Origin of the sequence: Pseudonocardia sp. Ae505_Ps2 (assembly GCF_001932425.1) — a bacterium.
Lineage (GTDB): Bacteria > Actinomycetota > Actinomycetes > Mycobacteriales > Pseudonocardiaceae > Pseudonocardia.
Genome location: NZ_MCIP01000001.1, coordinates 3371354 through 3395844 on the forward strand (window position 1 = coordinate 3371354; position 24491 = coordinate 3395844).

19 protein-coding genes are annotated in these 24491 nt (G+C 74.5%); 13 read left to right on the forward strand and 6 right to left on the reverse strand.

What is annotated here, in order from left to right; all coding sequences use genetic code 11:
- The first annotated feature begins 4 nt into the window (after positions 1-4).
- Positions 5-2731: a bifunctional GNAT family N-acetyltransferase/acetate--CoA ligase family protein gene (locus tag Ae505Ps2_RS16130; RefSeq protein WP_075307111.1), complete on the forward strand. Its 2727-nt coding sequence runs from the start codon at positions 5-7 to the stop codon at positions 2729-2731.
- Between the two features lie 345 nt (positions 2732-3076).
- On the opposite strand, the gene Ae505Ps2_RS16135 is transcribed toward Ae505Ps2_RS16130, so the two are convergent.
- Entirely contained in the window at positions 3077-4726 is a 1650-nt protein-coding gene (locus Ae505Ps2_RS16135) for a fumarate hydratase (RefSeq protein WP_020624347.1), read from the reverse strand.
- Positions 4727-4837: 111 nt separating this feature from the next.
- Between Ae505Ps2_RS16135 and Ae505Ps2_RS16140 the strand changes: the two genes are divergently transcribed.
- From Ae505Ps2_RS16140 to Ae505Ps2_RS16150, 3 genes are all read left to right on the forward strand, one after another.
- Complete coding sequence (locus tag Ae505Ps2_RS16140; protein ID WP_075553748.1) at positions 4838-7213, forward strand: xanthine dehydrogenase family protein molybdopterin-binding subunit; 2376 nt, start codon at positions 4838-4840, stop codon at positions 7211-7213.
- A gap of 353 nt (positions 7214-7566) precedes the next feature.
- Positions 7567-8406, forward strand: coding sequence for a fumarylacetoacetate hydrolase family protein (locus tag Ae505Ps2_RS16145; protein WP_075553749.1), 840 nt, complete (start codon positions 7567-7569; stop codon positions 8404-8406).
- A 47-nt stretch (positions 8407-8453) separates the two neighbouring features.
- A complete protein-coding gene (locus tag Ae505Ps2_RS16150) occupies positions 8454-9188 on the forward strand; it encodes a maleylpyruvate isomerase family mycothiol-dependent enzyme (RefSeq protein WP_240051623.1) in 735 nt (244 codons plus the stop codon).
- On the opposite strand, the gene Ae505Ps2_RS16155 is transcribed toward Ae505Ps2_RS16150, so the two are convergent.
- Together Ae505Ps2_RS16155 and Ae505Ps2_RS32060 are read right to left on the reverse strand one after the other, a co-directional pair.
- Positions 9171-9971: a hypothetical protein gene (locus tag Ae505Ps2_RS16155; protein WP_020624351.1), complete on the reverse strand. Its 801-nt coding sequence runs from the start codon at positions 9969-9971 to the stop codon at positions 9171-9173. The two genes, Ae505Ps2_RS16150 and Ae505Ps2_RS16155, sit on opposite strands and share 18 nt — an antisense overlap.
- A gap of 4 nt (positions 9972-9975) precedes the next feature.
- Positions 9976-10143, reverse strand: coding sequence for a hypothetical protein (locus tag Ae505Ps2_RS32060; RefSeq protein WP_020624352.1), 168 nt, complete (start codon positions 10141-10143; stop codon positions 9976-9978).
- A 182-nt stretch (positions 10144-10325) separates the two neighbouring features.
- Here Ae505Ps2_RS32060 and Ae505Ps2_RS16160 point away from each other — a divergent pair, with 182 nt between their 5' ends.
- Positions 10326-11429 carry a glutamate-cysteine ligase family protein gene (locus Ae505Ps2_RS16160; RefSeq protein WP_075333571.1) on the forward strand — a complete coding sequence of 368 codons (1104 nt, stop codon included), beginning with the start codon at positions 10326-10328 and terminating at the stop codon, positions 11427-11429.
- A 184-nt stretch (positions 11430-11613) separates the two neighbouring features.
- Here Ae505Ps2_RS16160 and panB read toward each other — a convergent pair whose 3' ends face one another.
- Positions 11614-12468 carry a 3-methyl-2-oxobutanoate hydroxymethyltransferase gene (gene panB, locus Ae505Ps2_RS16165; RefSeq protein ID WP_075307105.1) on the reverse strand — a complete coding sequence of 285 codons (855 nt, stop codon included), beginning with the start codon at positions 12466-12468 and terminating at the stop codon, positions 11614-11616.
- 243 nt (positions 12469-12711) lie between these two features.
- Here panB and Ae505Ps2_RS16170 point away from each other — a divergent pair, with 243 nt between their 5' ends.
- The 3 genes from Ae505Ps2_RS16170 (at position 12712) to Ae505Ps2_RS16180 (ending at position 16196) form a co-directional block, all read left to right on the forward strand.
- Positions 12712-14274 (forward strand): alpha/beta hydrolase, encoded by a 1563-nt coding sequence (locus Ae505Ps2_RS16170; protein ID WP_043281037.1) that lies wholly within the window; start codon positions 12712-12714, stop codon positions 14272-14274.
- Positions 14275-14367: 93 nt separating this feature from the next.
- Positions 14368-15711, forward strand: a complete 1344-nt coding sequence (locus Ae505Ps2_RS16175) for a glutamine synthetase family protein (RefSeq protein WP_075307103.1) — start codon at positions 14368-14370, stop codon at positions 15709-15711.
- Positions 15708-16196 (forward strand): cupin domain-containing protein, encoded by a 489-nt coding sequence (locus Ae505Ps2_RS16180; RefSeq protein ID WP_212567639.1) that lies wholly within the window; start codon positions 15708-15710, stop codon positions 16194-16196. The genes Ae505Ps2_RS16175 and Ae505Ps2_RS16180 overlap by 4 nt, the downstream gene beginning before the upstream one ends.
- On the opposite strand, the gene Ae505Ps2_RS16185 is transcribed toward Ae505Ps2_RS16180, so the two are convergent.
- On the reverse strand, positions 16197-17411 hold the full coding sequence (locus tag Ae505Ps2_RS16185; RefSeq protein ID WP_075307101.1) for a flavin-dependent oxidoreductase: 1215 nt from the start codon (positions 17409-17411) through the stop codon (positions 16197-16199). It abuts the gene before it with no gap.
- 67 nt (positions 17412-17478) lie between these two features.
- On the opposite strand from Ae505Ps2_RS16185, the gene Ae505Ps2_RS16190 reads away from it, so the two are divergent.
- The gene (locus Ae505Ps2_RS16190; protein ID WP_075307099.1) at positions 17479-20514 is read left to right on the forward strand and encodes a bifunctional [glutamine synthetase] adenylyltransferase/[glutamine synthetase]-adenylyl-L-tyrosine phosphorylase; all 3036 of its coding nucleotides are present in this window, start codon (positions 17479-17481) and stop codon (positions 20512-20514) included.
- Here the strand turns inward: Ae505Ps2_RS16190 and Ae505Ps2_RS16195 are convergent.
- A complete protein-coding gene (locus Ae505Ps2_RS16195; protein ID WP_075553750.1) occupies positions 20493-21461 on the reverse strand; it encodes a MerR family transcriptional regulator in 969 nt (322 codons plus the stop codon). The genes Ae505Ps2_RS16190 and Ae505Ps2_RS16195 overlap by 22 nt on opposite strands.
- Before the next feature lie 38 nt (positions 21462-21499).
- Here Ae505Ps2_RS16195 and Ae505Ps2_RS16200 point away from each other — a divergent pair, with 38 nt between their 5' ends.
- Genes Ae505Ps2_RS16200 through Ae505Ps2_RS16215 form a run of 4 tightly spaced genes read left to right on the forward strand, consistent with a single transcriptional unit; the run spans position 21500 to position 24035 of the window.
- Positions 21500-22393: a TIGR03619 family F420-dependent LLM class oxidoreductase gene (locus Ae505Ps2_RS16200; protein WP_075307095.1), complete on the forward strand. Its 894-nt coding sequence runs from the start codon at positions 21500-21502 to the stop codon at positions 22391-22393.
- A gap of 26 nt (positions 22394-22419) precedes the next feature.
- On the forward strand, positions 22420-23133 hold the full coding sequence (locus Ae505Ps2_RS16205) for a M50 family metallopeptidase (RefSeq protein WP_226361971.1): 714 nt from the start codon (positions 22420-22422) through the stop codon (positions 23131-23133).
- 12 nt (positions 23134-23145) lie between these two features.
- A complete protein-coding gene (locus Ae505Ps2_RS16210) occupies positions 23146-23568 on the forward strand; it encodes a nitroreductase/quinone reductase family protein (RefSeq protein ID WP_075553751.1) in 423 nt (140 codons plus the stop codon).
- Positions 23569-23600: 32 nt separating this feature from the next.
- A complete protein-coding gene (locus Ae505Ps2_RS16215) occupies positions 23601-24035 on the forward strand; it encodes a heme-binding protein (protein ID WP_020626168.1) in 435 nt (144 codons plus the stop codon).
- Positions 24036-24491: the final 456 nt, after the last annotated feature.

The window sequence follows — 24491 nt, forward strand, 5'->3', positions numbered from 1 at the left end:
GACCATGACCGAGACGACCGACGAGACCCCGGCCACCACCCCCGAGCACCCCTACCCGCGGCACTGGGAGGCCGACGTCGTCGCCTCCGACGGCGGGATCGTGCACCTGCGCCCCATCCTGCCCAGCGACGCCGACGCGCTGCTCGACTTCCACTCCAAGCTGTCCGACCGCACCCGCTACCTGCGCTACTTCGGCCCGTACCCGCGGATCTCGGCGCGGGACCTCGAGCGGTTCACCGTCGTCGACCACCGGACCCGGGTCGCGTTCCTGGCGCTGCTCGGCGACGAGATCATCGCCGTCGGCCGCTACGAGGGGCTGACCCCCGGCGGGGGAGCCGCCGCGCAGGACGGGGCCGGCACCGACAAGCCGGTCACCTCCGCGGAGGTGGCGTTCGTCGTCCGTGACGACCACCAGTCCCGCGGGCTCGGCTCGATCCTGCTCGAACACCTCGCCGCCGCCGCCCGGGAGAACGGGCTGTCCCGGTTCGAGGCCGAGGTGCTGGTGGAGAACCACGCCATGGTGCGGGTGTTCCGCGAGGCCGGCTACGGCGTCACGCGGGCCTTCGCCGAGGGCGTGCTGCACCTCGAGTTCGACATCGACCCGACCGAGAAGTCGATCGCGGTCCGCTACGCGCGCGAGCAGGCCGCCGAGGCCCGCAGCGTCGCGAACCTGCTGCACCCGACCTCGGTCGCGGTGATCGGCGCGTCCGCGGACGAGACCAAGATCGGGCACGCCGTCCTGCTGAACCTGCTGCGCGCCGGGTTCACCGGCCCGGTGTACCCGGTCAACCCCGACGCCCGCTCGGTGCGGGGCGTGCGTGCCTACCCGTCGGTGATCGACATCCCGGACGAGGTGGATCTCGCGGTCGTCGCCGTCCCGGCCGCGAACATCGACGAGGTCATGGATTCCTGCCTGGCCAAGGGCGTGAAGGTGCTGGTCGTGATCAGCTCCGGCTTCGCCGACGCCGGTGACGCCGGCGGCACCGTCGCCGAGCGTCGTCTGGTGGCCGAGGCGCGGGCGCACGGGATGCGGGTGGTCGGGCCGAACGCGCTCGGCGTCGCCAACCCCGACCCGGCGGTGCGGCTCAACGCCACCCTCGCGCCGCGGATGCCCGGTCACGGGCGCACCGGGTTCTTCTGCCAGTCCGGCGCGCTCGGCAGCGCCATCCTCGCCAACGCCCGCACCCGCGGGCTGGGGCTGTCGTCGTTCGTGTCGGCGGGCAACCGCGCCGACGTGTCGGGCAACGACCTGATGCAGTACTGGCAGACCGACCCGAACACCGAGCAGGTGCTGCTGTACCTGGAGACCTTCGGCAACCCGCGCAAGTTCGCCCGGGTCGCCCGCAGGCTCGCCCGCACCAAGCCGGTCATCGCGGTGAAGTCCGGCCGGCACACCGGGACGTTGCCGTCGCTCGCCTCGGTCGCGGCGCCGATCGACGAGTCCAGCGTGCAGGCGCTGTTCGAGCAGGCCGGCGTCATCCGCGTGCAGACCCTGCCGCAGATGTTCGACACCGCCCTGCTCATCGCCCACCAGCCGCTGCCGAAGGGCCGCCGGGTCGCCGTCGTCGGCAACTCCACCGCGGTCAACCTGCTGGTCCTCGACGGGCTGCTCGACGAGGGACTGGAGCTGGCGGGGGACCCGGTCGACGTCGGGACCCAGGCCTCGCCGGAGGCGTTCGCCGGCGCGGTCCGCGCGACCCTGGACGGCGACGTCCGCCCGGACGCACTCATCGCGGTGTTCGTCCCGCCGGTCGCGGTGGCGGGCCGGGACCACGCGCGCGCCCTGCGTGACGCGGCGGCCGGCGCCGGGGTCCCGGTCGTCGCGGTGTTCCTGGCCGCGGAGGGCATCCCGGCCGAGCTGTCGGTCCCCGGGACCGACGGCACCCCCGGCCGCGGGTCGGTGCCGAGCTTCGCCAGTCCCGAGCGGGCGACGTCGGCGCTGGGCCGGGTCAGCCGCTACGCGCAGTGGCGCGACACCGCCGTCGGGGAGTTCGTCGTGCCCGAGGGCATCGACGCCGACCGGGCGCGCGACCTCGTGGCGTCGTTCGGGCCGGACGTCACGCACCCCCTCACCGACGACGAGGCGGTCGACCTGCTCGCCTGCTACGGCCTGGAGGTGATCACCTTCCGCCGGGCGAAGGGCGCCGACGACGCCGTCGCCGCCGCCGGGGAGCTCGGCTACCCGGTCGTCATCAAGTCGACCGCGGACCAGTGGCGTCACCGCGGTGACTTCGTCGGGGTGCGCCTGGACCTGGTCTCGGAGGAGGCGCTGCGCGCCGCGCACGCGGAGCTGTCACGGGTCACCGGCTCCGACGAGGTCTACGTCCAGCGGATGGCGCCGAAGGGCACCTCGTGCACGGTGGAGGTCGTCGACGACCCGTCGTTCGGGTCGCTGGTCGCGTTCGGGCTGTCCGGGATGGCGACCGAGCTGCTCGACGACCGTGCCTACCGCGTCCTGCCGGTCTCGACCGAGGACGCGGCCCGGCTGGTGCGGGCCCCGCGGGCGGCGCCGCTGCTCACCGGCTACCGCGGCACCGACCCGGTCGACCTCGCCGCGCTGGAGGACGTCGTGCTGCGGATCGGACGGCTCGTCGAGGACCTGCCGCAGGTCCGCTCGCTCGCACTCGACCCGGTACTGGCCTCGCCGCAGGGCGCGTTCGTGGCCGGCGCACGGGTGACGATCGGCCCGGTGCCCGACCGCCGCGACGCGGGCCCCCGCCGCCTGCGCTGACGCTGCCTGCGCGCCCGCGCGGACGCCGAGCCGCGGCCCCGGGGAGGCCGCAGCCCCGGGGACGCCGTGCCGGGGACCCCCGCGCCACGGAGACCCCCGCGCCACGGAGACCCCCGCGCCACGGAGAACGCCGCGCCGCCGACCGTGCCGCGCCGCCAACCGCGCCAGATGACGCCGCCGCACCCCGCGACCGCGCGCGGCACCCCACGCGAGGGGTGCCACACGACGTCCCGGGGTGCGACGGCGCGGTGCCCACGGCGCGGTGCCCACGGCGCGGTGCCCACGGCGCGGTGGCACGCCCGGTGCCGGAGCGCCCCGGCGGAGCACGCCAGGGCAGCGTCGGGCTCAGGTGCGGAAGGTGACCTGCAGCGTCGGTGCGCTGGTGTCGGCGAAGAAGTCGTTGCCCTTGTCGTCCATCACGACGAACGCCGGGAAGTCCTCGACCTCGATCTTCCAGACCGCCTCCATGCCGAGCTCCGGGTACTCGAGCACGTCGACCTTGCGGATGCAGTCCTGCGCCAGGCGGGCGGCCGGGCCGCCGATGGAGCCCAGGTAGAAGCCACCGTTCGCGGCGCAGGAGTCCACGACCTGCTTCGACCGGTTCCCCTTCGCCAGCATCACCAGGGACCCACCGGCCTCCTGGAACTGCTTCACGTAGGAGTCCATCCGCCCGGCCGTCGTCGGTCCGAACGAGCCGGACGCGTAGCCCTCGGGGGTCTTGGCCGGCCCGGCGTAGTAGACGGCGTGGTCACGCAGGTACTGCGGCATCGGCTCGCCCGCGTCGAGCCGCTCGGCGATCTTGGCGTGCGCGATGTCGCGGGCGACGACCAGCGGCCCGGTCAGCGACAGCCGGGTCCGCACCGGCAGCTGCGAGAGCTGGGCGCGGATCTCGTCCATCGGCCGGTTCAGGTCGATGCGCACGACCTCGTCGGACAGGTCGCCGTCGGTGGTCTCGGGCAGGTACTGCGCCGGGTCGCGCTCCAGCTGCTCCAGGTACACCCCGGACGGGGTGATCTTGGCCTTGGCCTGGCGGTCCGCCGAGCAGGACACCGCGACGCCGACCGGCAGCGAGGCGCCGTGCCGGGGCAGCCGGATGACGCGCACGTCGTGGCAGAAGTACTTGCCGCCGAACTGGGCGCCGATCCCGAAGTTGCGGGTCAGCTCCAGGACCTGCTGCTCCAGGTCGGTGTCGCGGATGGCGTGCCCGAGCGGCGAGCCCTCGGTCGGCAGGGTGTCCAGGTAGCGGGCCGAGGCGAGCTTGGCGACCTTGAGGTTGAACTCCGCCGACATCCCGCCGACGACGATCGCCAGGTGGTACGGCGGGCAGGCCGCGGTGCCGAGGCTGCGCAGCTTCTCGTCCAGGAACGCGGCGAGCCGCTTGGGGTTCAGCAGCGCCTTCGTCTCCTGGTAGAGGAAGGTCTTGTTGGCCGAGCCGCCACCCTTGGCCATGACCAGGAACTCGTAGTACGGGTCCCGGCCCGGCTTGGCGTACAGCTCGACCTGCGCGGGCAGGTTGGTGCCGGTGTTCTTCTCGTCCCAGAAGCTGATCGGCGCCATCTGGCTGTAGCGCAGGTTCAGCTCCTGGTAGGCCTCGAAGACCCCGCGCGACACCGCGGCCTCGTCGTCGCCGCCGGTCAGCACGGTCTCGGTCTTCTTGCCGACGACGATCGCGGTGCCGGTGTCCTGGCACATCGGCAGCACCCCGCCCGCGGACACGCAGGCGTTGCGCAGCAGGTCGGTGGCGACGAACCGGTCGTTGCCGGAGGCCTCGGGGTCGTCGATGATGGCGCGCAGCTGCTTCAGGTGCGAGGGTCGCAGCAGGTGCTGGATGTCGGAGACGGCCGCGCGGACGAGACCGGTGATCGTCTCCGGCGGGACCTCGAGGAAGGTGCGGCCCGCGGCCTCGGTCACGGTTCCCGCGGGCAGGTCGAGCTCGCGGTACTCGGTGTCGTCCGGGCCGAGCGGGAGCACATCGGTGTGGTGGAACTCGGGCATGGCGGGGACGCTACCGGCCGTCGCCGGGCGGGCACCGCAGGTGGAGACGCAGGCGACGTGTGAGACGCACTAACCGGACGACCCTCCGGTTAGTGTTGTAGTGTGGACCACATGCCTGGCTCGATCCTGGGAACCTCCGTCCGCCGCGTCGAGGACGCCGACCTGATCACCGGTGCGAGCACCTTCGTCGGGAACCTGGTCCTCGGTGCCGACGCACCGGCGGGCCTCGCCCACGTCGCGTTCGTCCGCTCGCCGGTGGCGCACGCGCTGCTCACCGGCATCGACACCACCGCGGCCGCGGCCGCGCCCGGCGTCCTCGCCGTCTACACCGCGGCCGACCTCGACCTGCCCGCCCACCACGGCCTGATGGTCCTCAACCCCGCGCTGCCGCGCCCGCCGCTGGCGACCGACCGGGTCCGGTTCGTCGGCGAGGCGGTGGCACTGGTCGTCGCCGAGAGCCGCGCCGCCGCCGTCGACGCCACCGAGCTCGTCGAGGTCGACTACGACCCGCTGCCCGCGGTGACCGACATCGAGGCCGCGCTCGCCGACGACGCCCCGCTGCAGTTCCCCGACCAGGGCAGCAACCTCGCCGCCGGCGAGCGGGGGACCGGCGACCCGCTGCAGGGCGCCGAGGTCGTCGTCCGCGCGCGGATGGTGAACCAGCGCGTCGCGGCCGTCCCGATGGAGGGCAACGCGATCGCCGCCGACCCGACGACCACCGACTTCCCGCTGACCGTGCACGTCTCCACCCAGATGCCGCACGGCTTCCGCACCCAGCTCGCCGGGCTGACCGGGCTGGAGACCGAGCAGGTCCGCGTGGTCGCCCCGCACGTCGGCGGTGGGTTCGGCGCGAAGGCCGGTGTGCTCGCCGAGCACACCGCGACCGTCGTCGCCGCCCGGGCGCTCGGGCGGCCGCTGGCCTGGATCGAGACCCGCTCGGAGAACCTCGTCTCGATGCCGCACGGCCGCGGACAGGTCGGCTACTACGAGCTCGGCCTCACCCGCGACGGCCGGATGACCGGCCTGCGTGTGCGGGTCGTCGGCGACTCCGGGGCCTACGCCGGGTTCGGCGGCGCGCTCCCGCTGCGCACGACCTACCTCATGGCGACCGGCGTCTACGACATCACGAACCTGCGCTACGACGCGGTCTCCGCGCTGACCAACACCACCCCGATGGGCGCCTTCCGCGGCGCGGGCCGCCCCGAGGCCGCCGCCCACCTGGAGCGCCTGGTCGACCTCGCCGCCGTCGAGCTGGGCATCGACCCGGTCGAGCTGCGCCGGCGGAACCTGCTCGCGCCCGACGTCTTCCCGTACACCACCCCGACCGGCGCCCGGTACGACGTCGGCGACTACGACCTGCCGCTGCGCGAGGCCCTGCGCATCGCCGGCTACGACGAGCTGCGCGCCGAGCAGGCCCGCCGCCGCGAGGCGGGCGACCCGGTGCGCCTGGGCATCGGCATCGCGGTCTACGTCGAGGTCACCGCCGGTGGCGGGGGCGGCGAGTACGGCTCGGTGACCGTGCACGCCGACGGCTCGGCGACGGTGTCGGCGGGCACCTCGGCGCACGGTCAGGGACACGCGACCTCGTTCGCGATGCTGGTGTCGGACCGGCTCGGCATCCCGATGGACCGGATCCGCTACGTCCAGTCCGACACCGCGCTCGTCCCGCGCAGCGCCGGGACCGGCGGCTCGCGGTCGCTGCAGCTCGGCGGGACCGCGGTGTCCGAGGCCGCGCACGAGCTCCACGAGCGGGCCCGCAAGCTCGCCGCGCACCTGCTGGAGGCCGCCGCGGAGGACGTCGAGATCACCGGCGACGGCACCTTCGGGGTCGCCGGGGTGCCCGGCGGGCCGACCGTGAGCTGGAGCGACGTGCACCGGCAGGCCGAGGCCACGGGGGAGGAGCTGCACGTCGGCCTCGACTCCGCGCAGGACGGCGCGACCTTCCCGTTCGGGGCGCACCTGTCGGTCGTCGAGGTCGACACCGAGACCGGGCGGGTCACGCCGCTCCGGCACGTCGCCGTCGACGACTGCGGGCGGATCCTGAACCCGCTGCTCGTGGAGGGCCAGCAGCACGGCGGACTCGCCCAGGGCGTCGCGCAGGCGCTGCACGAGGAGGTCCTGTTCGACGACGAGGGCCAGCCGCTGACCTCCAGCCTCGCCGCCTACACGATCCCGACCGCGGCCGACCTGTTCTCCTTCGAGACCTCGACGACCGAGACCCCGACCCCGCTCAACTCGCTCGGCGCCAAGGGCATCGGCGAGTCCGCGACGATCGGGTCGACGCCCGCGGTGCAGAACGCCGTGGTCGACGCGCTGTCGGACCTGGGGGTGCGGCACATCGACCTGCCCTGCACCCCCGAGCGGGTGTGGCGGGCGGTCACCGCTGCCCGCGCCGGGGAGCCGGAGCAGGCGTGGCGCGAGCCGCCCGCGGTCTTCGACGACCTGCCGGTGCGCGGCGGTGGCGCCGAGGACGACGCCGCGATCTGACCCGGCACCGGCCCAGGCCGGTGGTGCCGTGGCGGATCCACACCCGCTGTCCGGCATCCACACCTGCTGCAACGGGTGTGGGCACCGGACAGCGGGTGTGGTTGCGGAGCGCCACGCCGCCGGGCGGGGCGGGGCGGGTGGCGGCGCGCCGGCGGGGGCGGTTCCCGGACGGGGGTGTCCGTCGCCGGGCCGGCGGAACGGGGGTCGCGCTCCGTCGCGGAATCGCCCGTACGGGTGAGTTCGGCGCGTCCACCGGCCGGGATGCGCGCCAACCCACCCCCCGACTGTTCCGCGGCCCCCCGGTGGCGCAGACTCTCGCCGGACGGCAACCGATACCGGGAGGCACCCGCACGATGAGGCTCGCGACGATCCGGACCGCGACCGGGCACCGGGCGGTGCGCGTCGACGGCGACACCGCCGTCGAGACGGGGGAGGCGGACGTGCGGGCGCTGCTGGAGCGTCCCGACTGGGCCGAGCACGCCGCGGGCGCCGCCGGCCCGGTGCACGAGACCGCGGGCCTGGACTACGCGCCGCTGGTGCCGTCGCCCGAGAAGATCATCTGCATCGGGCTGAACTACCGCGACCACGTGCTCGAGATGGGCAACGAGCTGCCCGAGTACCCCACGGTCTTCGGCAAGTACGCGCCCGCCCTGATCGGCGCGTACGACGAGATCGAGCTGCCCGAGCAGTCCGACCGCGTGGACTACGAGGCCGAGCTGGCCGTCGTCATCGGGCGTTCGGTCCGCCGCGCCGACCGCGAGGCTGCGGCCGCCGCCATCGCCGGGTACACGGTGCTCAACGACGTGTCGATGCGCGACTACCAGCGGCGCACCAAGCAGTTCCTGCAGGGCAAGACCTGGGAGCACTCGTCGCCGCTCGGGCCGGTGCTGGTCACGCCCGACGAGCTGCCCGCCGACCCGGCTGCCGGCGGCGCGCTGCGGATCTCCTCGGAGCTGTCCGGGGAGACCATGCAGGACTCCACGACCGACCAGCTCGTGTTCGGCGCGGTGGACCTGGTGGTCTACCTGTCGGAGATCCTCACCCTCAACCCCGGTGACGTCATCGCCACCGGCACCCCGGGCGGTGTCGGCGACGCACGCACGCCTCCGCGCTACCTCACCGACGGCGCCGAGATCGTCACCGCGGTGGAGGGGATCGGCGAGTGCCGCAACGTGTGCCGGGCCGTGCGGTGACGTCCGTACACCCACCCGGGGACGGCCGTGCCGTCGTCCCGCCGCCAGTGAGTGACGCACTGGCCTGGGCCGGCGACGGTCAGGCCCACCTGCGCGGGCTGATGACCCGGATGGCGGGCGAGGCGTTCCGCGCCCCGTCGGCACTGCCGGGCTGGACCCGCGCGCACGTGCTCACCCACCTCGCCCGCAACGCCGACGCCATGGTCAACCTGCTGACCTGGGCGCGGACCGGTGTCGAGACCCCGGCCTACCCCGACCTCGCGTCCCGCGACGCCGACATCGAGGCCGGGGCCGGGCGCAGCTCCGACGAGATCCGCGCCGACGTCATCGCCTCCTCCGACCGGCTCGCCGACGCGGTCCGCGCGATGCCGGAGAAGGCGTGGTCGGCGACCGTGCGCAATCCGCAGGGCGTCGAGATGCCGGTGACGGCGGTGCCGTGGAACCGGGCCCGCGAGGTGTGGATCCACGCCGTCGACCTCGACGTCGGCGCCTCGTTCAAGGACCTGCCGATCCCCATGCGGGAGGTGCTGGTCGCCGACGTGGTCGCGCGGCTGGAGCGCAAGCCCGGCTGTCCGCACGTGCGGTTGGAGGAGGTCCGCACCGGCGCGACGCTGGAGTTCGGTCCAGGGCCCGCCGGGCCGGACGGGGCCGAGCCGCGGGATCTCGGCACGGTCCGCGGCAAGGCGCACGACATCATGGCCTGGCTGCTGGGCCGCCCGTTCGACAAGGGGCTGCGCGACGCCGACGGGAAGATCCCGCCGCCGCTACCGGTCTGGCTCTGACCCCGGCTCCGCCGCGGGCCGGTCGCGGCCCTCGAGCTCGTCCAGGCGCGCGGTGGCCCGGCCGAGCTGGCGGGCCATCTCGTCGAGCCGGGCCTGCAACAGCGCCATCTCCGCGGTGAGCACGGCGACCGCGCCCGCGGCGGCGACCGGGTCGCCGATCACCCCGTCGGCCGCCTCGTCCCCGTGCGGGTCGGGGCGCTCGCCGAACCCCGCCGCGTCGGGTGTGGTCAGCGGGCCCGCCGCGACGTCGTCGGGCAGCAGGGTGAGCTCGGCCAGCTCGGCGAAGCGCTGCGCCGACAGCACCGGACGCGCCCCGGCGCAGCGCAGGCACACCGGTTCCAGCCGGCGCCAGCCGTGCTGCCCGGAGCCGGTGTCGGCCAGCACCGCGACCCGTGCCCCGCAGCGGCACGGTCGCATCCGGATCGTGCGCACCCGCTGCCGGGCGTAACGCAGGCCCAGCTCGTAGCGGCGGAACCGGCCGGAGGCGGCCACCTCGAGCAGGACCGCGCCCTGGTGCTCGGGCGCACACGCCAGCTCGCGGGCGTCGTCGGCGGTGTGGAAGCAGTAGAACCCGCAGTCGCACCACCGCGACGGGCAGGCGTGCCGGCAACCGTGCGCGCACACCGCGTCGTCGACGGTGCGGTAGACGTGCGCCCGCCCGAGTGTCACACCGCTGAAGCCCGCCGTCGTGCCGTCCGCGGACAGCATGGGGAAGGCCAGCTTGTGGCCCTCCAGCGGGCCGGTCGGGTACTCCAGCGGGGTTCGGCGGAACAGCCCGCGCACCCGGTCAGTCCTCGCGGGACCCCGAGTGCGCCGGCTGCTCGAGCGCCGGCGTCCACTCGGTGAACTCGGGCTCGACGGTGCGCCCCGGACGCGGTCGCTCCTGGGCGTCGGCCACCCGGTCGGCCTCGTGGTCCACGGCGAATCCCTCGGAGATCTTGCGGCCCAGCCTCATGACGCCTCCCGTGTGCTCCGGGTCCCGGCCACCTGGTGGACGTGGCCGCCATCACCAGGCTGACCGTTCGTCGCGGGGTTGTCCAGGGCGGAACGGGTGAGGAGCAGACGGGACGGATCACAGCCGGCGCCCGGACCGGCGTCGGTAACGTCGTGTGCCGGGACGGGGACCGGGGGTCAGCGATGCGGGGCGAGGCGCGCTACGGGCTCGAGCACGAGCTCGCGCTGCTGCGGGACGACGGGACGGTCGCCGACCACCGGTCGCTGACCCACGCGGAGGTCGCGGCCGTCGTCGACGAGCTGCCGGAGCTGCCCGACGACCAGTCGGACCTGCGGATCGGCGACGCCGGCATCCGCTGCAAGCGCTGGTACGCCGAGGGCTACGAGCGTCTCGACCCCGACGGCGAGCTGCTCCGGTTCGAGCCCAAGGGCATCGAGATCCGGACCTGTGTGCACGACTCGGTCGAGGCCGCAGTCGACGCGCTGGCCGCCGACGCCGTCACCCTGGCCGGGGTCGCGGCCCGGCACGGGCTGCGACCGGTCGCGTTCGGCCACCACCCCGAGCTGTCGGCCTACCGGTTGGACCCGCCGCCCAACGCCCACGAGCGGGCCCTGATGGCGGCCTCGCCGGAGGAGCGGACCTCCCACCTGCACATGGTCACCTGGGGCCCGGACCTGAACCTGTCGTTCCCGGAGTCGGGGACCGATCCCCGTGTGCTGGCCGACGCGGCGGCGAAGCTGACCTTCTACAGCCCGTACCTGGTGCCGTGGTCGTTCTCCTCACCGTTCCGCGACGGCCGTCCGTGGGGCGGGCTGCCGCCCGGCGCCCCGCTGCTGGCGACCGACCCCAGCCTGGTGCGGCACGCGGGCATCCCCGGCGAGGTGGGGCGGATCGAGTTCAAGGCGTTCGACGCCGTACCGGTGGTCGTGGGGGAGGAGCCCGCCGAGGGTGTGGGCACCGAGCTGCCCGCGGCGCTGCTGAGCCTGCTGACCGGCCTGCTGCGCGACGACACGCTGCCCGGCCGTCGTCGCACCCCGGACGCGGCGGCGCACCGCCGCTCGGCGCTGCGGGGCTGGTCGGACGCGGCGGTCCGGGTGGGGTCCCAGGCCGTCCTCGATGCCGCGGCGACCGCGCTGGCCGGCGACGACGCCCACCTCGCGCGGCTGGCGTCGCTGGCCCGGCGGCTGGCGCGCCGGGAGACCCCCGCGGACCGGATGCTGGCCCGCCACCGCGCGGGCGGCGGCATCCCGGGTCTCGGGCACCCGGTGCCACGCGGAACCGGCTGACCCGCGGGCCAGCGCAGACGGGCAGAGCCGCGGGCCGGCGCGGACCGGCTGACCCGCGGACCGGCTGACCCGCGGGCCGACGCGGACACGGCGGAGCCGCGTGCCGGAGCGGGTCGGCGCGGACCGGAGCGGGTCGGCGGACCAGCGGGGCCCCGGCTGACGCGCGCCGGGGCCCCGGTCCGGCTCAGCGGTAGCTGTGCTCCTCGGCGGGGTACTCGCCGTGCGCCACGTCGGCGGCGAACGCGGCCGCCGCGTCGTGCAGCGCCGAGCCCAGCTCCGCGTACTTCTTGACGAAGCGCGGCACCTTCCCGCGGTTCATCCCGGCCATGTCCGACCAGACGAGCACCTGGGCGTCGCAGTCGGGTCCCGCGCCGATCCCGACGGTCGGGATGCGCAGCTCCCCGGTCACCCGCTTGGCGACGTCGGCGGGCACCATCTCCAGCACGACGGCGAACGCGCCCGCCTCCTGCACGGCCAGCGCGTCCTCGACGAGCCGGTCGGCGGCGTCGCCGCGGCCCTGGATGCGGAACCCGCCCAGCGCGTGCTCGCTCTGCGGGGTGAACCCGAGGTGGCCCATCACCGGCACACCGGACGCGGTGAGCGCCTCGACCTGCGGCGCGAACCGCGCACCGCCCTCGAGCTTGACCGCGTGCGCCCCGCCCTCCTTCATGAACCGGAACGCCGTCTCCTGCGCCTGCGCGGGGGAGATCTGGTAGCTCCCGAACGGCAGGTCGGCGACGACGAGCGCGCTGCGGGCGCCGCGCACCACGGCCCGGGTCAGCGGGATCAGGTCGTCGACCGTGACCGGGATGGTGTTGTCGTGGCCGAACACGTTGTTGCCCGCGGAGTCGCCGACGAGCAGCACCGGGATGCCGGCGTCGTCGAAGATCTCGGCGGAGTAGACGTCGTAGGCGGTCAGCATCGGCCAGCGCCGACCCTCCTGCTTCCACTGCAGCAGGTGGTGGACGCGGGTCCGCTTCGGCGGGGTCGCGGGCGCCCGGTACGGGGCCGCCACCTCTCCGCTCTCCTGTGTGCTCACCGGTGAGCTCCTTCCGTGCCTCGAGGCCCACGCTGGTCGTGGGTCCCCGGGTTCGCCGTCGATGGCGGACGCCAGGGTGGCAGCGCAGGGCCCGGACCGCCCCGTGGTGTGGGCACCCTCACCCGCACCGTGACCCGCGACCGGTCACCGTCGGAGGTCGGTGGCATGCTCACGGTCATGCTCCCTCGGCTGTTGCGACCACGTGCCCACCGACCAGAGGCACCGGCCCCGGCCGGCCGGCGGATGCGCCCGGCCGCGCTCGCCGTGCTCGGCGCGGCGACCCTCGTCCTGGTCGGTGCGTGCGCCGACGCGGGCACCGGTGACCGGTCGCAGGCCGCGCAGAACCCGCCGGATCTCGCGCAGTTCTACGACCAGCAGCTGCAGTGGGGCCCCTGCAACGACTACGCCCCCACCGCGGCCGACGCGCAGACCTACGCCGACCCGCAGTTCGACTGCACCCGGGTGACCGTCCCGCAGGACTACGCGCAGCCCGGCGACGGGAAGACCATGCAGATCGCGCTGCTGCGCAAGAAGGCGACCGGCGCGAAGATCGGCTCGCTGTTCGCCGACCCGGGCGGCCCCGGCGCCTCGGGCACCTCGTTCGTCGCGCGCCAGGCCGCCACCTGGGCCACCAACGGCCTGGGCGACCGGTTCGACCTGGTCGGGTTCGACCCGCGCGGCACCGGAGCGAGCCAGCCGCGGATCCAGTGCCTCACCGACGCCGAGAACGACGAGGAGCGCACGAAGGTCTTCGCCGACCCCTCGCCCGCCGGGATCGCTGCCGCCGAGGCCGACAGCCGTCAGTTCGCCGAGCGCTGCACCCAGCGCACCGGCGCCGACGTGCTGGCCAACGTGGGCACCCGCGACGTCGCGAAGGACATGGACGTCATGCGCGCCGCCGTCGGCGACCAGAAGATGACCTACGCCGGCTTCTCCTACGGCACCGAGCTCGGCACCGCCTACGCCGAGGCGTTCCCGCAGAACGTCCGCGCGCTGCTGCTCGACGGCGCGATCGACCCCACGCAGTCGACCATCGACTCCGCGGTCAAGCAGAACGCCGGGTTCCAGCTCGCGTTCGACAACTTCGCCAAGGACTGCACCAGCCGCCCCGGCTGCCCGCTGGGCACCGACCCCGAGAAGGCGACCCAGGCGTTCCAGGCGATCATGCGCCCGTTGATCGACCGGCCCGCGCGGGTGGGCGACGGGCGCATCCTGAGCTTCGCCGACGCCCAGACCGGGGTCAGCCAGGCGCTGTACGTGTCCCAGCTGTGGCCGGCGCTGCAGCGGGGGATCTCGCAGGTCGCGAACGGCAACGGCGACCTGCTGATGCGCCTGGCCGACCTCTACTACGAGCGCGACGAGCAGGGCCGCTACTCCAACATGCTGCAGGCCTTCCAGGCGATCAGCTGTGTCAACCAGCCGGCGATCACGGAGCCGGCGCAGGCACTGGAGCTGGCGAAGCGGGCCGACGAGGCCGCACCGTTCCGCTCCACCGGCCGCGGCCCGGTCGGCGCCCGCGACGCCTGCGCGTTCTGGCCGGTCCCGCCCACCAGCGAGCCGCACACGCCGAAGGTCGACGGGCTCCCGCCGGTCGTCGTGGTGTCGGTCACCGGTGACCCGGCCACGCCGTACCAGGCCGGGGTGGACCTGGCGCAGCAGCTGAACGGCAGCCTGATCAAGGTCAACGGCAATCAGCACACCGCATCGCTGCAGGGTGACGCGTGCACCGACAAGCTCGCGATCGACTATCTGGTGAACCTCACGCTCCCGCCGCAGGGCGCGGAGTGCACGCTCGCGCCCAGCTGAGGGCCGTCGCCGGGGGTGTGCGGGCGACCACGACCGGGTCGGCCGCACACTTCCGAAACATCCGTGTAACACGGGCTTCCTAGGCTCCGCCGCATGGACCGCCAGCAGGAGTTCGTGCTCCGCACACTCGAGGAACGCGACATCCGTTTCGTCCGTCTCTGGTTCACGGACGTGCTCGGCTACCTCAAGTCGGTGGCGGTGGCCCCGGCCGAGCTGGAGGGCGCCTTCGCCGAGGGCATCGGCTTCGACGGCTCGGCCATCGAGGGTTTCGCGCGCGTCTACGAGTCCGACATGGTCGCCAAGCCCGACCCGTCGACGTTCCAGGTCCTGCCCTGGGAGACCGCCTCGGGTGAGCACTACTCGGCGCGGATGTTCTGCGACATCGCCATGCCCGACGGGTCGCCGTCCTGGGCCGACCCGCGCCACGTGCTGACCCGCGCGCTGAACAAGGCCGGCGAGGCCGGGTTCACCTGCTACGTGCACCCGGAGATCGAGTTCTACCTGCTCCGCGACCTGCCCGGCGACGGCAGCCGGCCCGTCCCGGCGGACTCCGGCGGCTACTTCGACCAGGCCAGCCACGACGTCGCCCCGCACTTCCGGCGCAACACCATCGAGACGCTGGAGTCGATGGGCATCTCGGTGGAGTTCTCCCACCACGAGGGCGGCCCCGGCCAGCAGGAGATCGACCTGCGCTACGCCGACGCGCTGACCATGGCCGACAACCTCATGACGTTCCGCTACGTCGTGAAGGAGGTCGCGCTCACCCAGGGCGTGCGGGCCTCGTTCATGCCCAAGCCGTTCTCCGAGCACCCCGGCTCGGCGATGCACACGCACTTCTCGCTCTTCGAGGGCGACCACAACGCCTTCCACGACCCGGACGACCCCTACGAGCTGTCCGCGACCGGCAAGGCGTTCGTCGCCGGGGTGCTCAAGCACGCCCGGGAGATCACCGCCGTCACCAACCAGTGGGTCAACTCCTACAAGCGCCTCATCACCGGTGGCGAGGCCCCGACCGCGGTGTCCTGGGGCCACGCGAACCGCTCCGCGCTGGTCCGGGTCCCGATGTACTCGCCGGGCAAGTCGTCGTCGCGCCGGGTGGAGGTCCGCACCCTGGACTCCGCGTGCAACCCCTACCTCGCCTACGCGGTCATCCTGGGCGCCGGCCTCACCGGCATCCAGAAGGGCTACGAGCTGCCCCCGCCCACCGAGGACGACGTGTGGGCCCTGACCGACACCGAGCGCCGGGCGCTGGGCTACGAGCTGCTGCCGCAGAACCTCACCGAGGCGCTCGACGTCATGGAGAAGAGCGAGCTCGTCGCCGAGTACCTCGGCGAGCACGTGTTCGACTTCTTCCTGCGCAACAAGCGGTCCGAGTGGGACGCCTACCGCCGGAACGTGACACCGCACGAGCTCGCCACGTACCTTCCGGTCCTGTGAGCGGCTTCGACGAAGAAGAGATCATCCTGGGCCCGCTGCCGAAGGGCATCACGCGGGCCGGCGAGGGCCAGTACAAGCGGGTGTGGAACGTGCTGGGCCACACCTACTGGGCGAAGGCGGTCAGCGAGACCAGCTTCGCCTTCGAGACCCTCGACCCGCCGGGCACCGGGGTGCCGCCGCACGTGCACACCACCCAGGACGAGCACATCCACGTCCTGGACGGGGTGTTCACGCTCTACCTGGACGGGCAGTGGGAGAAGGCCGGGCCGGGCGACACCGTCCTCATGCCCAGGGGTCTGCCGCACGCCTACTACAACAAGGAGCAGGGCGACGCGCGCGCCCTGTTCTGGGTGAGCCCGGCCAGCCGGCTGGCCCACCTGTTCGACCGGCTGCACGACCTGACCGACCCGGCCGAGGTCGTCCGGCAGTCGGCCCTGCACGACGTCGACTTCCTGCCCCCGGGCAGCGTCCCGGGCGCCGACTAGTCAGCGGGTGTTGCCCGACGCCCGGTGGTAGCCGGCGAAGATCTCCTCCAGCTCCCCGGGCGTGATCACCGCGTCGAGGTCGTCGAAGCCGTCGGGCGCGCGGCGCTCGACCTCGTCGATGACCCGCTCCGGGCCGCCCGCCCGGTTGCGGAGCACGACGTCGGCGGTCATCGGCAGCCGCTCGGCCTCGTAGGCGGCCAGCGCCGCCACCGGGTCGTCGCCCGCGGCCAGGTGCCGGGCGAGGGACTCGGCGTCGAGGATCGCCTGCCCGGCGCCGTTGGAGCCCATCGGGACCATCGGGTGCGCGGCGTCGCCGAGCAGCGTGACCCGGCCGTGCGACCAGCGCGGCAGCGGGTCGCGGTCGCACATCGGGAACTCGAAGATCTCCGGTGTCGCCGCGACCAGCGCGAGGTGGTCGACGTCGTCGAGGTGGAAGCGGCGGGCGTGGGCGAGGGTCTCGTCGCGGTCGGCGGGCCGTGACCAGTCCTGACGCTGGGGGGCGGGGTCGCCGTCGGCCCCGGTCGCGATGCACACCGCCCAGTTCGTGAGGACCGTCCCCGGGGCGCTTCCGGCGCCGACCGGGTAGACCACCAGCTTCGCCGCGTTCCCGCCCGCGACGACCATCGAGCGGCCCCCGCGGAACGCCGGCCAGTCGGTCGCGCCGCGCCACATCGACACCCCGTTCCAGTGCGGCGGTCCCTCGTCGGGGAACAGGCCCGCGCGCACCGCGGAGTGGATGCCGTCCGCGCCGACCAGCACGTCGCCGGTTACGGTGGGCAGCGCGTCGTCGGTGAACCGGACCAGGACGCCGTCCGCGGACCGCTCGACGCCGTCGACCCGGTGCCGGGTACGGATCGCGTCGGGCCCCAGCCGTGCGCGCACGGCGTCGGCGAGCATCCGGTGCACCCGGCCGCGGTGCCCGGCGACCTGCGGGAACGCGAACCCGGCCGCTACCCCGCAGGGCCTGCGCAGGATCGGCCGGCCGAGCCGGTGGGCGTAGGTGAGGTCGGTGGTCGCCACCCCGACCTCGGCCAGCTCCGCGGACAGGCCGAGCCCGTCGAGGACCCGCACGGCGTGCGGCAGCAGGTTGAACCCGACACCGAGCTCGCCCGCGCCGGAGCCCTGCTCGAGGACCGTGGACCTGATCCCGGCCCGCTCCAGCGCGAGGGCCGTGGTCAGTCCTCCGATACCCCCACCGACGATCAGGACGTGCATTCCCCGAGCCTGACCGCTGAGCGCCCCTGAGGGAAGGGCCGCCCGCAATGGGGCAGGATCACCGGTCATGGACCGTCGCACGGGGACCTCGCTGGCCCGGCTCGGCCTCACCGGTGAGGACGCGGCCACGACCCTGCGTGGTCTGGGCTGGTGGGCGACCGACGGACCGGTGCCCGGCTGCGAGGAGATCATGTGGGCGCTGGCCCGCAGCCCCGACCAGTCCCTCGCGCTGCGCGCGGTCGAGCGGCTGGCGCAGACCGCCCCGTGGCCCGCGATCGACCGGGCGCTGCGCACCGACCGGGGGCTGCGCGGGCGGCTGTTCGCGACCCTGGGATCGTCGACGGCGCTGGGCGACCACCTCGTCCGCCACCCGGACCGCTGGCCGCTGCTGGCCGACACCGCCGAGCGCGGGGACCCACCGCCGGACCTGGCCCGGCGCACCGCGAACCTGCTGCGCGCGGTCGGCGCCGACCCGGATGCGCCGACGCCGGGGACGGTCGGGGGAGCGCGGGCGTCGCTGACCGGGGCCGAGGCCGTCGCCGCGCTGCGTACGGCCTACCGCGACGAGCTGCTCGGCCTCGCCTCGGCCGACCTGGCCGCCGTCGGGGACCCGGAGCTGCCGGTGATGGAGGTCGACGACGTCGCGGCCCAGCTCGCCGACCTCGCCGAGGCCGCGCTGGCGGCGTCGCTGGCGGTGGCCGCGGCCGAGCAGGACCCGCCGGACGAGCTGCGTCTCGCGATCATCGGCATGGGCAAGTGCGGCGGCCGGGAGCTGAACTACGTCTCCGACGTCGACGTCGTGTTCGTCGCCGAGCCCGGCGGGGACCTCACCCCGGCCGCGACGAAGCTCGCGTCGCGGGTCATGCGCGTCGCGGGGGAGGCCTGCTTCGAGGTCGACGCGAACCTGCGCCCCGAGGGCCGTCAGGGTGCGCTGGTGCGGACCCTGGACGGGCACGTGTCCTACTACCGGCGGTGGGCCAAGACCTGGGAGTTCCAGGCGCTGCTGAAGGCCCGTCCGATCGCCGGGGACCCCGAGCTGGGCCGCTCCTACGTCGAGGCCCTCGACCCGATGGTGTGGCAGGCGTGCACCCGCGACGACTTCGTCGGCGAGGTGCAGGCCATGCGTGCCCGGGTCATCGAGAACATCCCCTCCGATCAGCGCGAACGCGAGCTGAAGCTCGGCCGCGGCGGGCTGCGCGACGTCGAGTTCGCCGTCCAGCTGCTGCAGCTGGTGCACGGCCGGACCGACGACACCCTGCACTCGGGCAACACCCTGGTCGCGCTGGCCGCCCTGTCCGAGCGCGGCTACGTCGGCCGCGACGATGGAGCCAACCTCGCCGCGTCCTACCGGTTCCTGCGCCTGCTGGAGCACCGGCTGCAGCTGCAGAAGCTGCGTCGCACCCACCTGCTCCCGGCCGTCGACGACACCGACGGGCTGCGCTGGCTCGCCCGGGCCGCGCGGATCCGCCCGGACGGGCGCCGCGACGTCGTCGGGGTGCTGGTCGACGAGTGGCAGCGCAACGCCCGCCGGGTGACCCGGCTGCACGAGAAGCTGTTCTACCGGCCGTTGCTGTCGGCGGTGTCCCGGCTGGCCGCCGACGGCGCCGACGCCGTGCTGACCCCGGAGGCGGCGAAGGCACGGATGAAGGCGCTGGGCTGGGCGTCGCCGGAGGGGGCGCTGGGGCACCTGCGGGCGCTCACCGGCGGGGTGTCGCGGGCCGCGTCGATCCAGCGCGCCCTGCTGCCGGTGCTGCTGGACTCGCTCTCGACCAGCCCCGACCCCGACCGCGGCCTGCTCGCATACCGGCGGGTCTCCGAGGCACTCGCCGACACCCCCTGGTACCTGCGGCTGCTGCGCGACGAGGGCGCGGTCGCGCAGCGCCTGATGACCCTGCTCGGCACCTCGGCGCTGGTCCCGGACCTGCTGGCCCGCGCTCCGGAGGTGCTGCGGATGCTTGCCATCTCCTCGGGGGTGCAGAGCCCGGAGCTGACCCGGGACCCGGCCGAGGTGTCGATGGCGCTGCGCACCACCGTGGCCCGGCAGGCCACACCGGAGATCGCGGTGGCGTCGGCGCGGTCCTACCGCCGGCACGAGATGCTGCGGGTCGCCTGCGCCGACCTGCTCGGCCTGCTGCCGGTCGACGCCGTCTGCGCGGCGCTGAACTCGGTGAACGAGGCGGTGCTGGCCGCGACCCTGGACGCGGTGCTCCGCGCCGAGACCGAGCGCCCGGCCGCCCTGGCGGTGATCGGGATGGGCCGTCTCGGCGGCGGGGAGTCGAGCTACGGCAGCGACGCCGACGTCATGTTCGTCTGCGCGCCCGCCGAGGGGGTCGACGACCACACCGCGGTGCGGTGGGCGACCCGCGTCGTCGAACGGGTGCGACGGCTGCTGGGCTCGCCGAGCCCGGACCCCGCGCTGCCGGTCGACGCGGACCTGCGCCCGGAGGGTCGCTCCGGGCCGATGGTGCGCACCCTGGCCTCCTACCGCGAGTACTACGCCCGCTGGGGCGAGGTGTGGGAGGCCCAGGCGCTGCTGCGGGCCCGGCCGATCGCGGGGGACCGGACGCTGGGCCGCGAGTTCACCGCGCTGGTCGACCCGATCCGTTACCCGGCGGACGGGCTGTCGGCGGCGTCGGTGTCGGAGATCCGGCGGATCAAGGCCAGGGTCGACGCCGAGCGGTTGCCCCGTGGCGCGGACCGCTCCACCCACACGAAGCTGGGCCTGGGCGGGCTCGCCGACGTCGAGTGGACGGTGCAGCTGCTGCAGCTCCAGCACGCGGGCGACGTCCCCGAGCTGCGCACCCCCTCGACGCTGGAGGGGCTGCACGAGGCCGCGGAGGCCGGTCTGATCGGCGCCGAGGACGCCGCCGAGCTGGAGGAGGGCTGGCGCACCGCCACCGCGGCCCGCAACGCGATCATGCTGGTGAAGGGCAAGCCCGGCGACCAGCTCCCGCGTTCGGGGCGTGAGCTGGCCGCCGTCGCCGTCGCGCTCGGGTACCCCGCCGGCGGCGACCCGGGGGAGTTCCTCGACGACTACAAGCGCGTCACCCGGCGGGCCCGCGCGGTCGTCGAGCGGGTGTTCTACGGCTGGTCCGAGGACTGACCGACCGGTGCGGCGTGCAGGGCGGCGGCGAACCACTCGAACGCCGGGATCGTCGGCTCCCGGGCCGGCGGCCACCCGTTGAGGACACCGAGCAGCGTCCAGTAGCGCTCGACGCGGCGGTCGGCGAACAGGTCGACCGTGTCCGCCCAGGCGGCCCGGTCGACCACCGAGAGCCCGGCGACGCCGGGGATCCGCTCCAGCGCCGCGGCCGCCGCGGGTGAGGCCGGGTCGACCCCCGCGGCGAGCGCGCCGCCGGCGTGTTCGGCCACCGCGACCGGGTCGGCCTGCCGCTCGCGGTGCTCGGAGACGGTGGCGCCGGCGACGGCCATCTCCCGGCAGCGGGCCCGGAAGCCCGGGTCGCCGACGAGCTCGGCCAGCTCCACCCAGGCCCCGACCTGCTCGGGGGTCGGGTCGTCGGGCAGCTCGGCCGGCATCGACCGCATCGCGGTGGCGATGCCCGCGCCGGGCGCGCCGGCGTCGATGCCGGCGAAGGCCTCGTTCACGAAGTCGTCGATCAGGTGCTGCCGCTGGGCCGCGGACAGCCGGGCGAGGTCGTTCATCAGGGTCACGCTCCGTTCGTCGGGTGGGGTGTCGCCGTCTCCGGTGCGGGCCAGCAACGTGCACACCGCGCGTTGCGCCCGCAGCTCCCGGATCCGGTCGTCCAGGGCCCGGACGTGTGCCGCCGCGATCTCGCCGACCCCCCGTCGGCGGGACAGCACGGCGCGCACGTCGTCCAGGCCCAGCCCGAGCTCGCGCAGGGTGCGGACGAGGTCGAGCCGTGCGACCGCGGCCGGTCCGTAGACCCGGTGGCCCGCGCCGTTGCGGTCGGCGGGGACGAGTCCCTCGTCGGACCAGAAGCGGAGCGTGCGCACGGGAACCTCGCTGCGCCGGGCGAGCTGCCCGATCGTCAGCGTGACAAGGTGGTCATCGGTACGTGGTGCGGTCACGGGGTACAGCCTCGGGGGTTCCAGCGACTGGAGGTCAAGTGCGAATCGGATTCGGGATCCCGCAGTTCGGTGCGGCCGCTGCCCACGTGGACGGGACCATGCGGTTCGCCGCGGGCGCCGAGGAGCGCGGCGCGGCGAGCCTGTGGGCCGGCGACCGGCTGCTGGTGGCCGTCGACCCGACGGTCGGCTACGGCGGCGGGCCCGGCGGCCCGGGCAGCGTGCCCGAGCAGTTCACCGCCGCGCACGACCCGCTGGCGCTGCTGACCGCTGCGGCCGCGGTCACCGCGCGGGTCCAGCTCGGTACCAGCACGCTCAACGCACCCTGGTACCCGGCGGCGCTGCTGGCCCGGCAGGCGACGACGATCGACAACCTGTCCGGCGGCCGGCTGCTGCTGGGTCTCGGCACCGGCTGGTCACCCGAGGAGTACGACGCCGTGGGTGTCCCGATGCGCGAGCGCGGCGCCCGGCTCGACGAGACTCTCGACCTGTTCGACGCCTGGTGGCACGACGACCCGGTGGAGTTCACCGGCCGCTTCGCGAGCGTCGCACCGTCGCACGTGCACGCCAGGCCGCGGCACGTGCCGGTCTACCTCGCCGGGTTCAGCCCCCGGGCGCGGCGGCGGATCGCCGAACGGGCCGACGGGTTCCTGCCGGTCGTCACCTCCGACGTCACCGACCTCGACGCCGCGGTCTCGGCGCCCTGGGCGGACCTGCGCGCCGCCGCGGCCGCGGCGGGCCGCCCCGCCGACGCGGTCGGCGCGGTGCTGCGGGTGAACCCGAAGCCGGGGGAGACCGCCGCCGACGCGGCCGCGCTGGTGCGCCGGGTCGGCACCGACACCGACGTCGACCACGCCTTCGTCGACCTCATGTACCTGGCCGAGGACACCGACTCGGCGCTGGCGGCGGTCGAGGAGATCCTCGGCGCGGTCTGACCGGACCCCGCTGGTTCACTGGGGCCGTGGCAGACCTGGACGTGATCACCCGCGGGTACGAGCTCGTCGCGGCCCGGCCGGCGTCGCTGCTGGCCGCGCTGCTGGCACTGGTGGTCGTCGCGTGGCGGCCGACCTGGCGGCTGACGCGCACCGCGGTGACGATCGCCCACGAGGGCGGGCACGCGCTCGTCGCGGTGCTGGTCGGGCGTGGTCTGGCCGGGATCCGGCTGCACGCCGACTCCTCCGGGGTCACGCACTCCACCGGCGCCGGGCGTGGGCCCGGCGTGGTCGCGATGTTCTTCGCCGGGTACGTCTTCCCTCCGTTGCTCGGCCTCGGCGGCGCGGTCCTGGTCGCCGCCGACGCCGCGCAGGCGATGCTGTGGATCGCCGTGGTGCTGCTCGCGGCGACGCTGCTGCAGATCCGCAACCTCTACGGCGGGCTGGCCGTCGTCGCCACCGGGGCGGTGCTCGTGCTCGTCGCGCTACGCGCCCCGGCCGACCTGCGCACCGGGTTCGCCGCCGCGCTGACCTGGTTCCTGCTGTTCGGTGGGGTGAAGGCCTGCCTGGAGCTGCGCCGGGGTCGTCGCGGGGGCAGGCTGCGGCACTCCGACGCCGACCGCCTCGCCGAGCTCACCCCGCTCGGCGGCGGGGCGTGGGCGGCACTGTTCGTCCTCCTCGCGGTCGCCGCCACGCTCGCCGCGTGCTGGGTCGTGTTCGCCCCCGGCGGGGCACCGGCCTGACAGCATGGGGTCATGGCAGAGGACTTCAACACCAGGGTGATCCGCGAGTTCCGCGAGAACGACGGCCGGGTCGGGGAGCTGTTCACCGGGCTCCCGATGATCCTGCTCCACCACATCGGCGCGAAGAGCGGCACCGAGCGCATCGCGCCGCTGCGCTGGTTCGCCGACGGCGACCGATGGGTCGTCGTCGCCTCCGCGGCGGGCGCACCGCAGCACCCCGCGTGGTTCCACAACCTGCTCGCCCACCCCGACGTGACCGCCGAGATCGCCGACGGTCACGGCGCGGTCGAGACCGTCCAGGTGCACGCGGCCGAGCTCGACGACGCCGACCGCGACCGCGTCTGGACGTGGATCAAGGAGAACAACGGCGGCTTCGCCGACTACGAGCAGAAGACCGACCGCAGGATCCCGCTGGTCGGCCTCACCCGGCGCTGACCGCCGCCCGTGGTGATGGCAGGGTTCCCGGCATGACCATCTCCCTCGAGCAGGCCCAGACCATCACCGCCGCTGCCCTGGCCCACGGCACCGAGCAGGGCTTCAACCCGCTCACGGTCGCCGTGCTCGACCCGGGCGGCGCGATCGTCGCGCTGGCCCGCCAGGACGGCTCGGGTTTCCTGCGTCCCGACCTCGCCGTCGGCAAGGCCAGCGGGGTGCTCGCCCTCGGCATGACCAACCGCGCGATCGCCGCCCGCGCCGCGGACTCCCCGGAGTTCTTCACCTCGGTGGCGAACCTCGCCGGCGGCAAGATCCTCTCCGTGCCCGGCGGTGTCTTCGTCAAGGATGCCGACGGCACGCTGCTGGGTGCCGTCGGCGTGACCGGTGACGCCTCGCTGAACGACGAGGCGGCCGCCGTCGCGGGGATCGAGGCCGCCGGTCTGGTCGCGGTCACCGGCGCCGAGTAGTCCCCGCGGGTTGTTCCCACGAGTCCCTCTATGTGCCGCGCCCCCGGGCGACGAGGTCAACCCGGGGACGCGGAGGGGACACGATCCTGCCGCCGAGGAAGGATCGTGCACGTGCGTGGTCGCCCCGGAGGGCACGGAGCGAGGCTGCGGTGCGCGCGTGGCCGGTGCCGTTCCTTGGACACCCGGTCGATGTCATCGAACGGAGTGGGTGGGCCGGTGTGGCCCGCACTCCGTGTGACCTGGAACACGGTAGGTCTGAGTCAAGCATCCGAGTTCCACTCCTGTCAACGAGTCCGCGGACGCGGTCGGTGAGAGGATCGCTGCACCGATTCCGCGTTTGGGATGCTCCGAGCGGCCCTGACCACGAGCGGGTGTCGCCGGCCCGGTCGTGCCGGTCGCGTGACGCGTGCGCATCGGGGAGGACCCCGACCGTGGGAACTCCGGCACCTGATGGTG

Excerpts from the sequence above, each read along its gene's own strand:
- Ae505Ps2_RS16135 (WP_020624347.1), bottom strand. The coding sequence starts at position 4,726 with ATGCCCGAGTTCCACCACACCGATGTGCTCCCGCTCGGCCCGGACGAC.
- Ae505Ps2_RS16170 (WP_043281037.1), top strand. The coding sequence starts at position 12,712 with ATGCGCCCGGCCGCGCTCGCCGTGCTCGGCGCGGCGACCCTCGTCCTG.
- Ae505Ps2_RS16215 (WP_020626168.1), top strand. The coding sequence starts at position 23,601 with ATGACCATCTCCCTCGAGCAGGCCCAGACCATCACCGCCGCTGCCCTG.
- Ae505Ps2_RS32060 (WP_020624352.1), bottom strand. The coding sequence starts at position 10,143 with ATGAGGCTGGGCCGCAAGATCTCCGAGGGATTCGCCGTGGACCACGAG.
- Ae505Ps2_RS16145 (WP_075553749.1), top strand. The coding sequence starts at position 7,567 with ATGAGGCTCGCGACGATCCGGACCGCGACCGGGCACCGGGCGGTGCGC.
- Ae505Ps2_RS16160 (WP_075333571.1), top strand. The coding sequence starts at position 10,326 with ATGCGGGGCGAGGCGCGCTACGGGCTCGAGCACGAGCTCGCGCTGCTG.
- Ae505Ps2_RS16210 (WP_075553751.1), top strand. The coding sequence starts at position 23,146 with ATGGCAGAGGACTTCAACACCAGGGTGATCCGCGAGTTCCGCGAGAAC.
- Ae505Ps2_RS16185 (WP_075307101.1), bottom strand. The coding sequence starts at position 17,411 with ATGCACGTCCTGATCGTCGGTGGGGGTATCGGAGGACTGACCACGGCC.
- Ae505Ps2_RS16190 (WP_075307099.1), top strand. The coding sequence starts at position 17,479 with ATGGACCGTCGCACGGGGACCTCGCTGGCCCGGCTCGGCCTCACCGGT.
- Ae505Ps2_RS16175 (WP_075307103.1), top strand. The coding sequence starts at position 14,368 with ATGGACCGCCAGCAGGAGTTCGTGCTCCGCACACTCGAGGAACGCGAC.
- Ae505Ps2_RS16140 (WP_075553748.1), top strand. The coding sequence starts at position 4,838 with ATGCCTGGCTCGATCCTGGGAACCTCCGTCCGCCGCGTCGAGGACGCC.
- Ae505Ps2_RS16130 (WP_075307111.1), top strand. The coding sequence starts at position 5 with ATGACCGAGACGACCGACGAGACCCCGGCCACCACCCCCGAGCACCCC.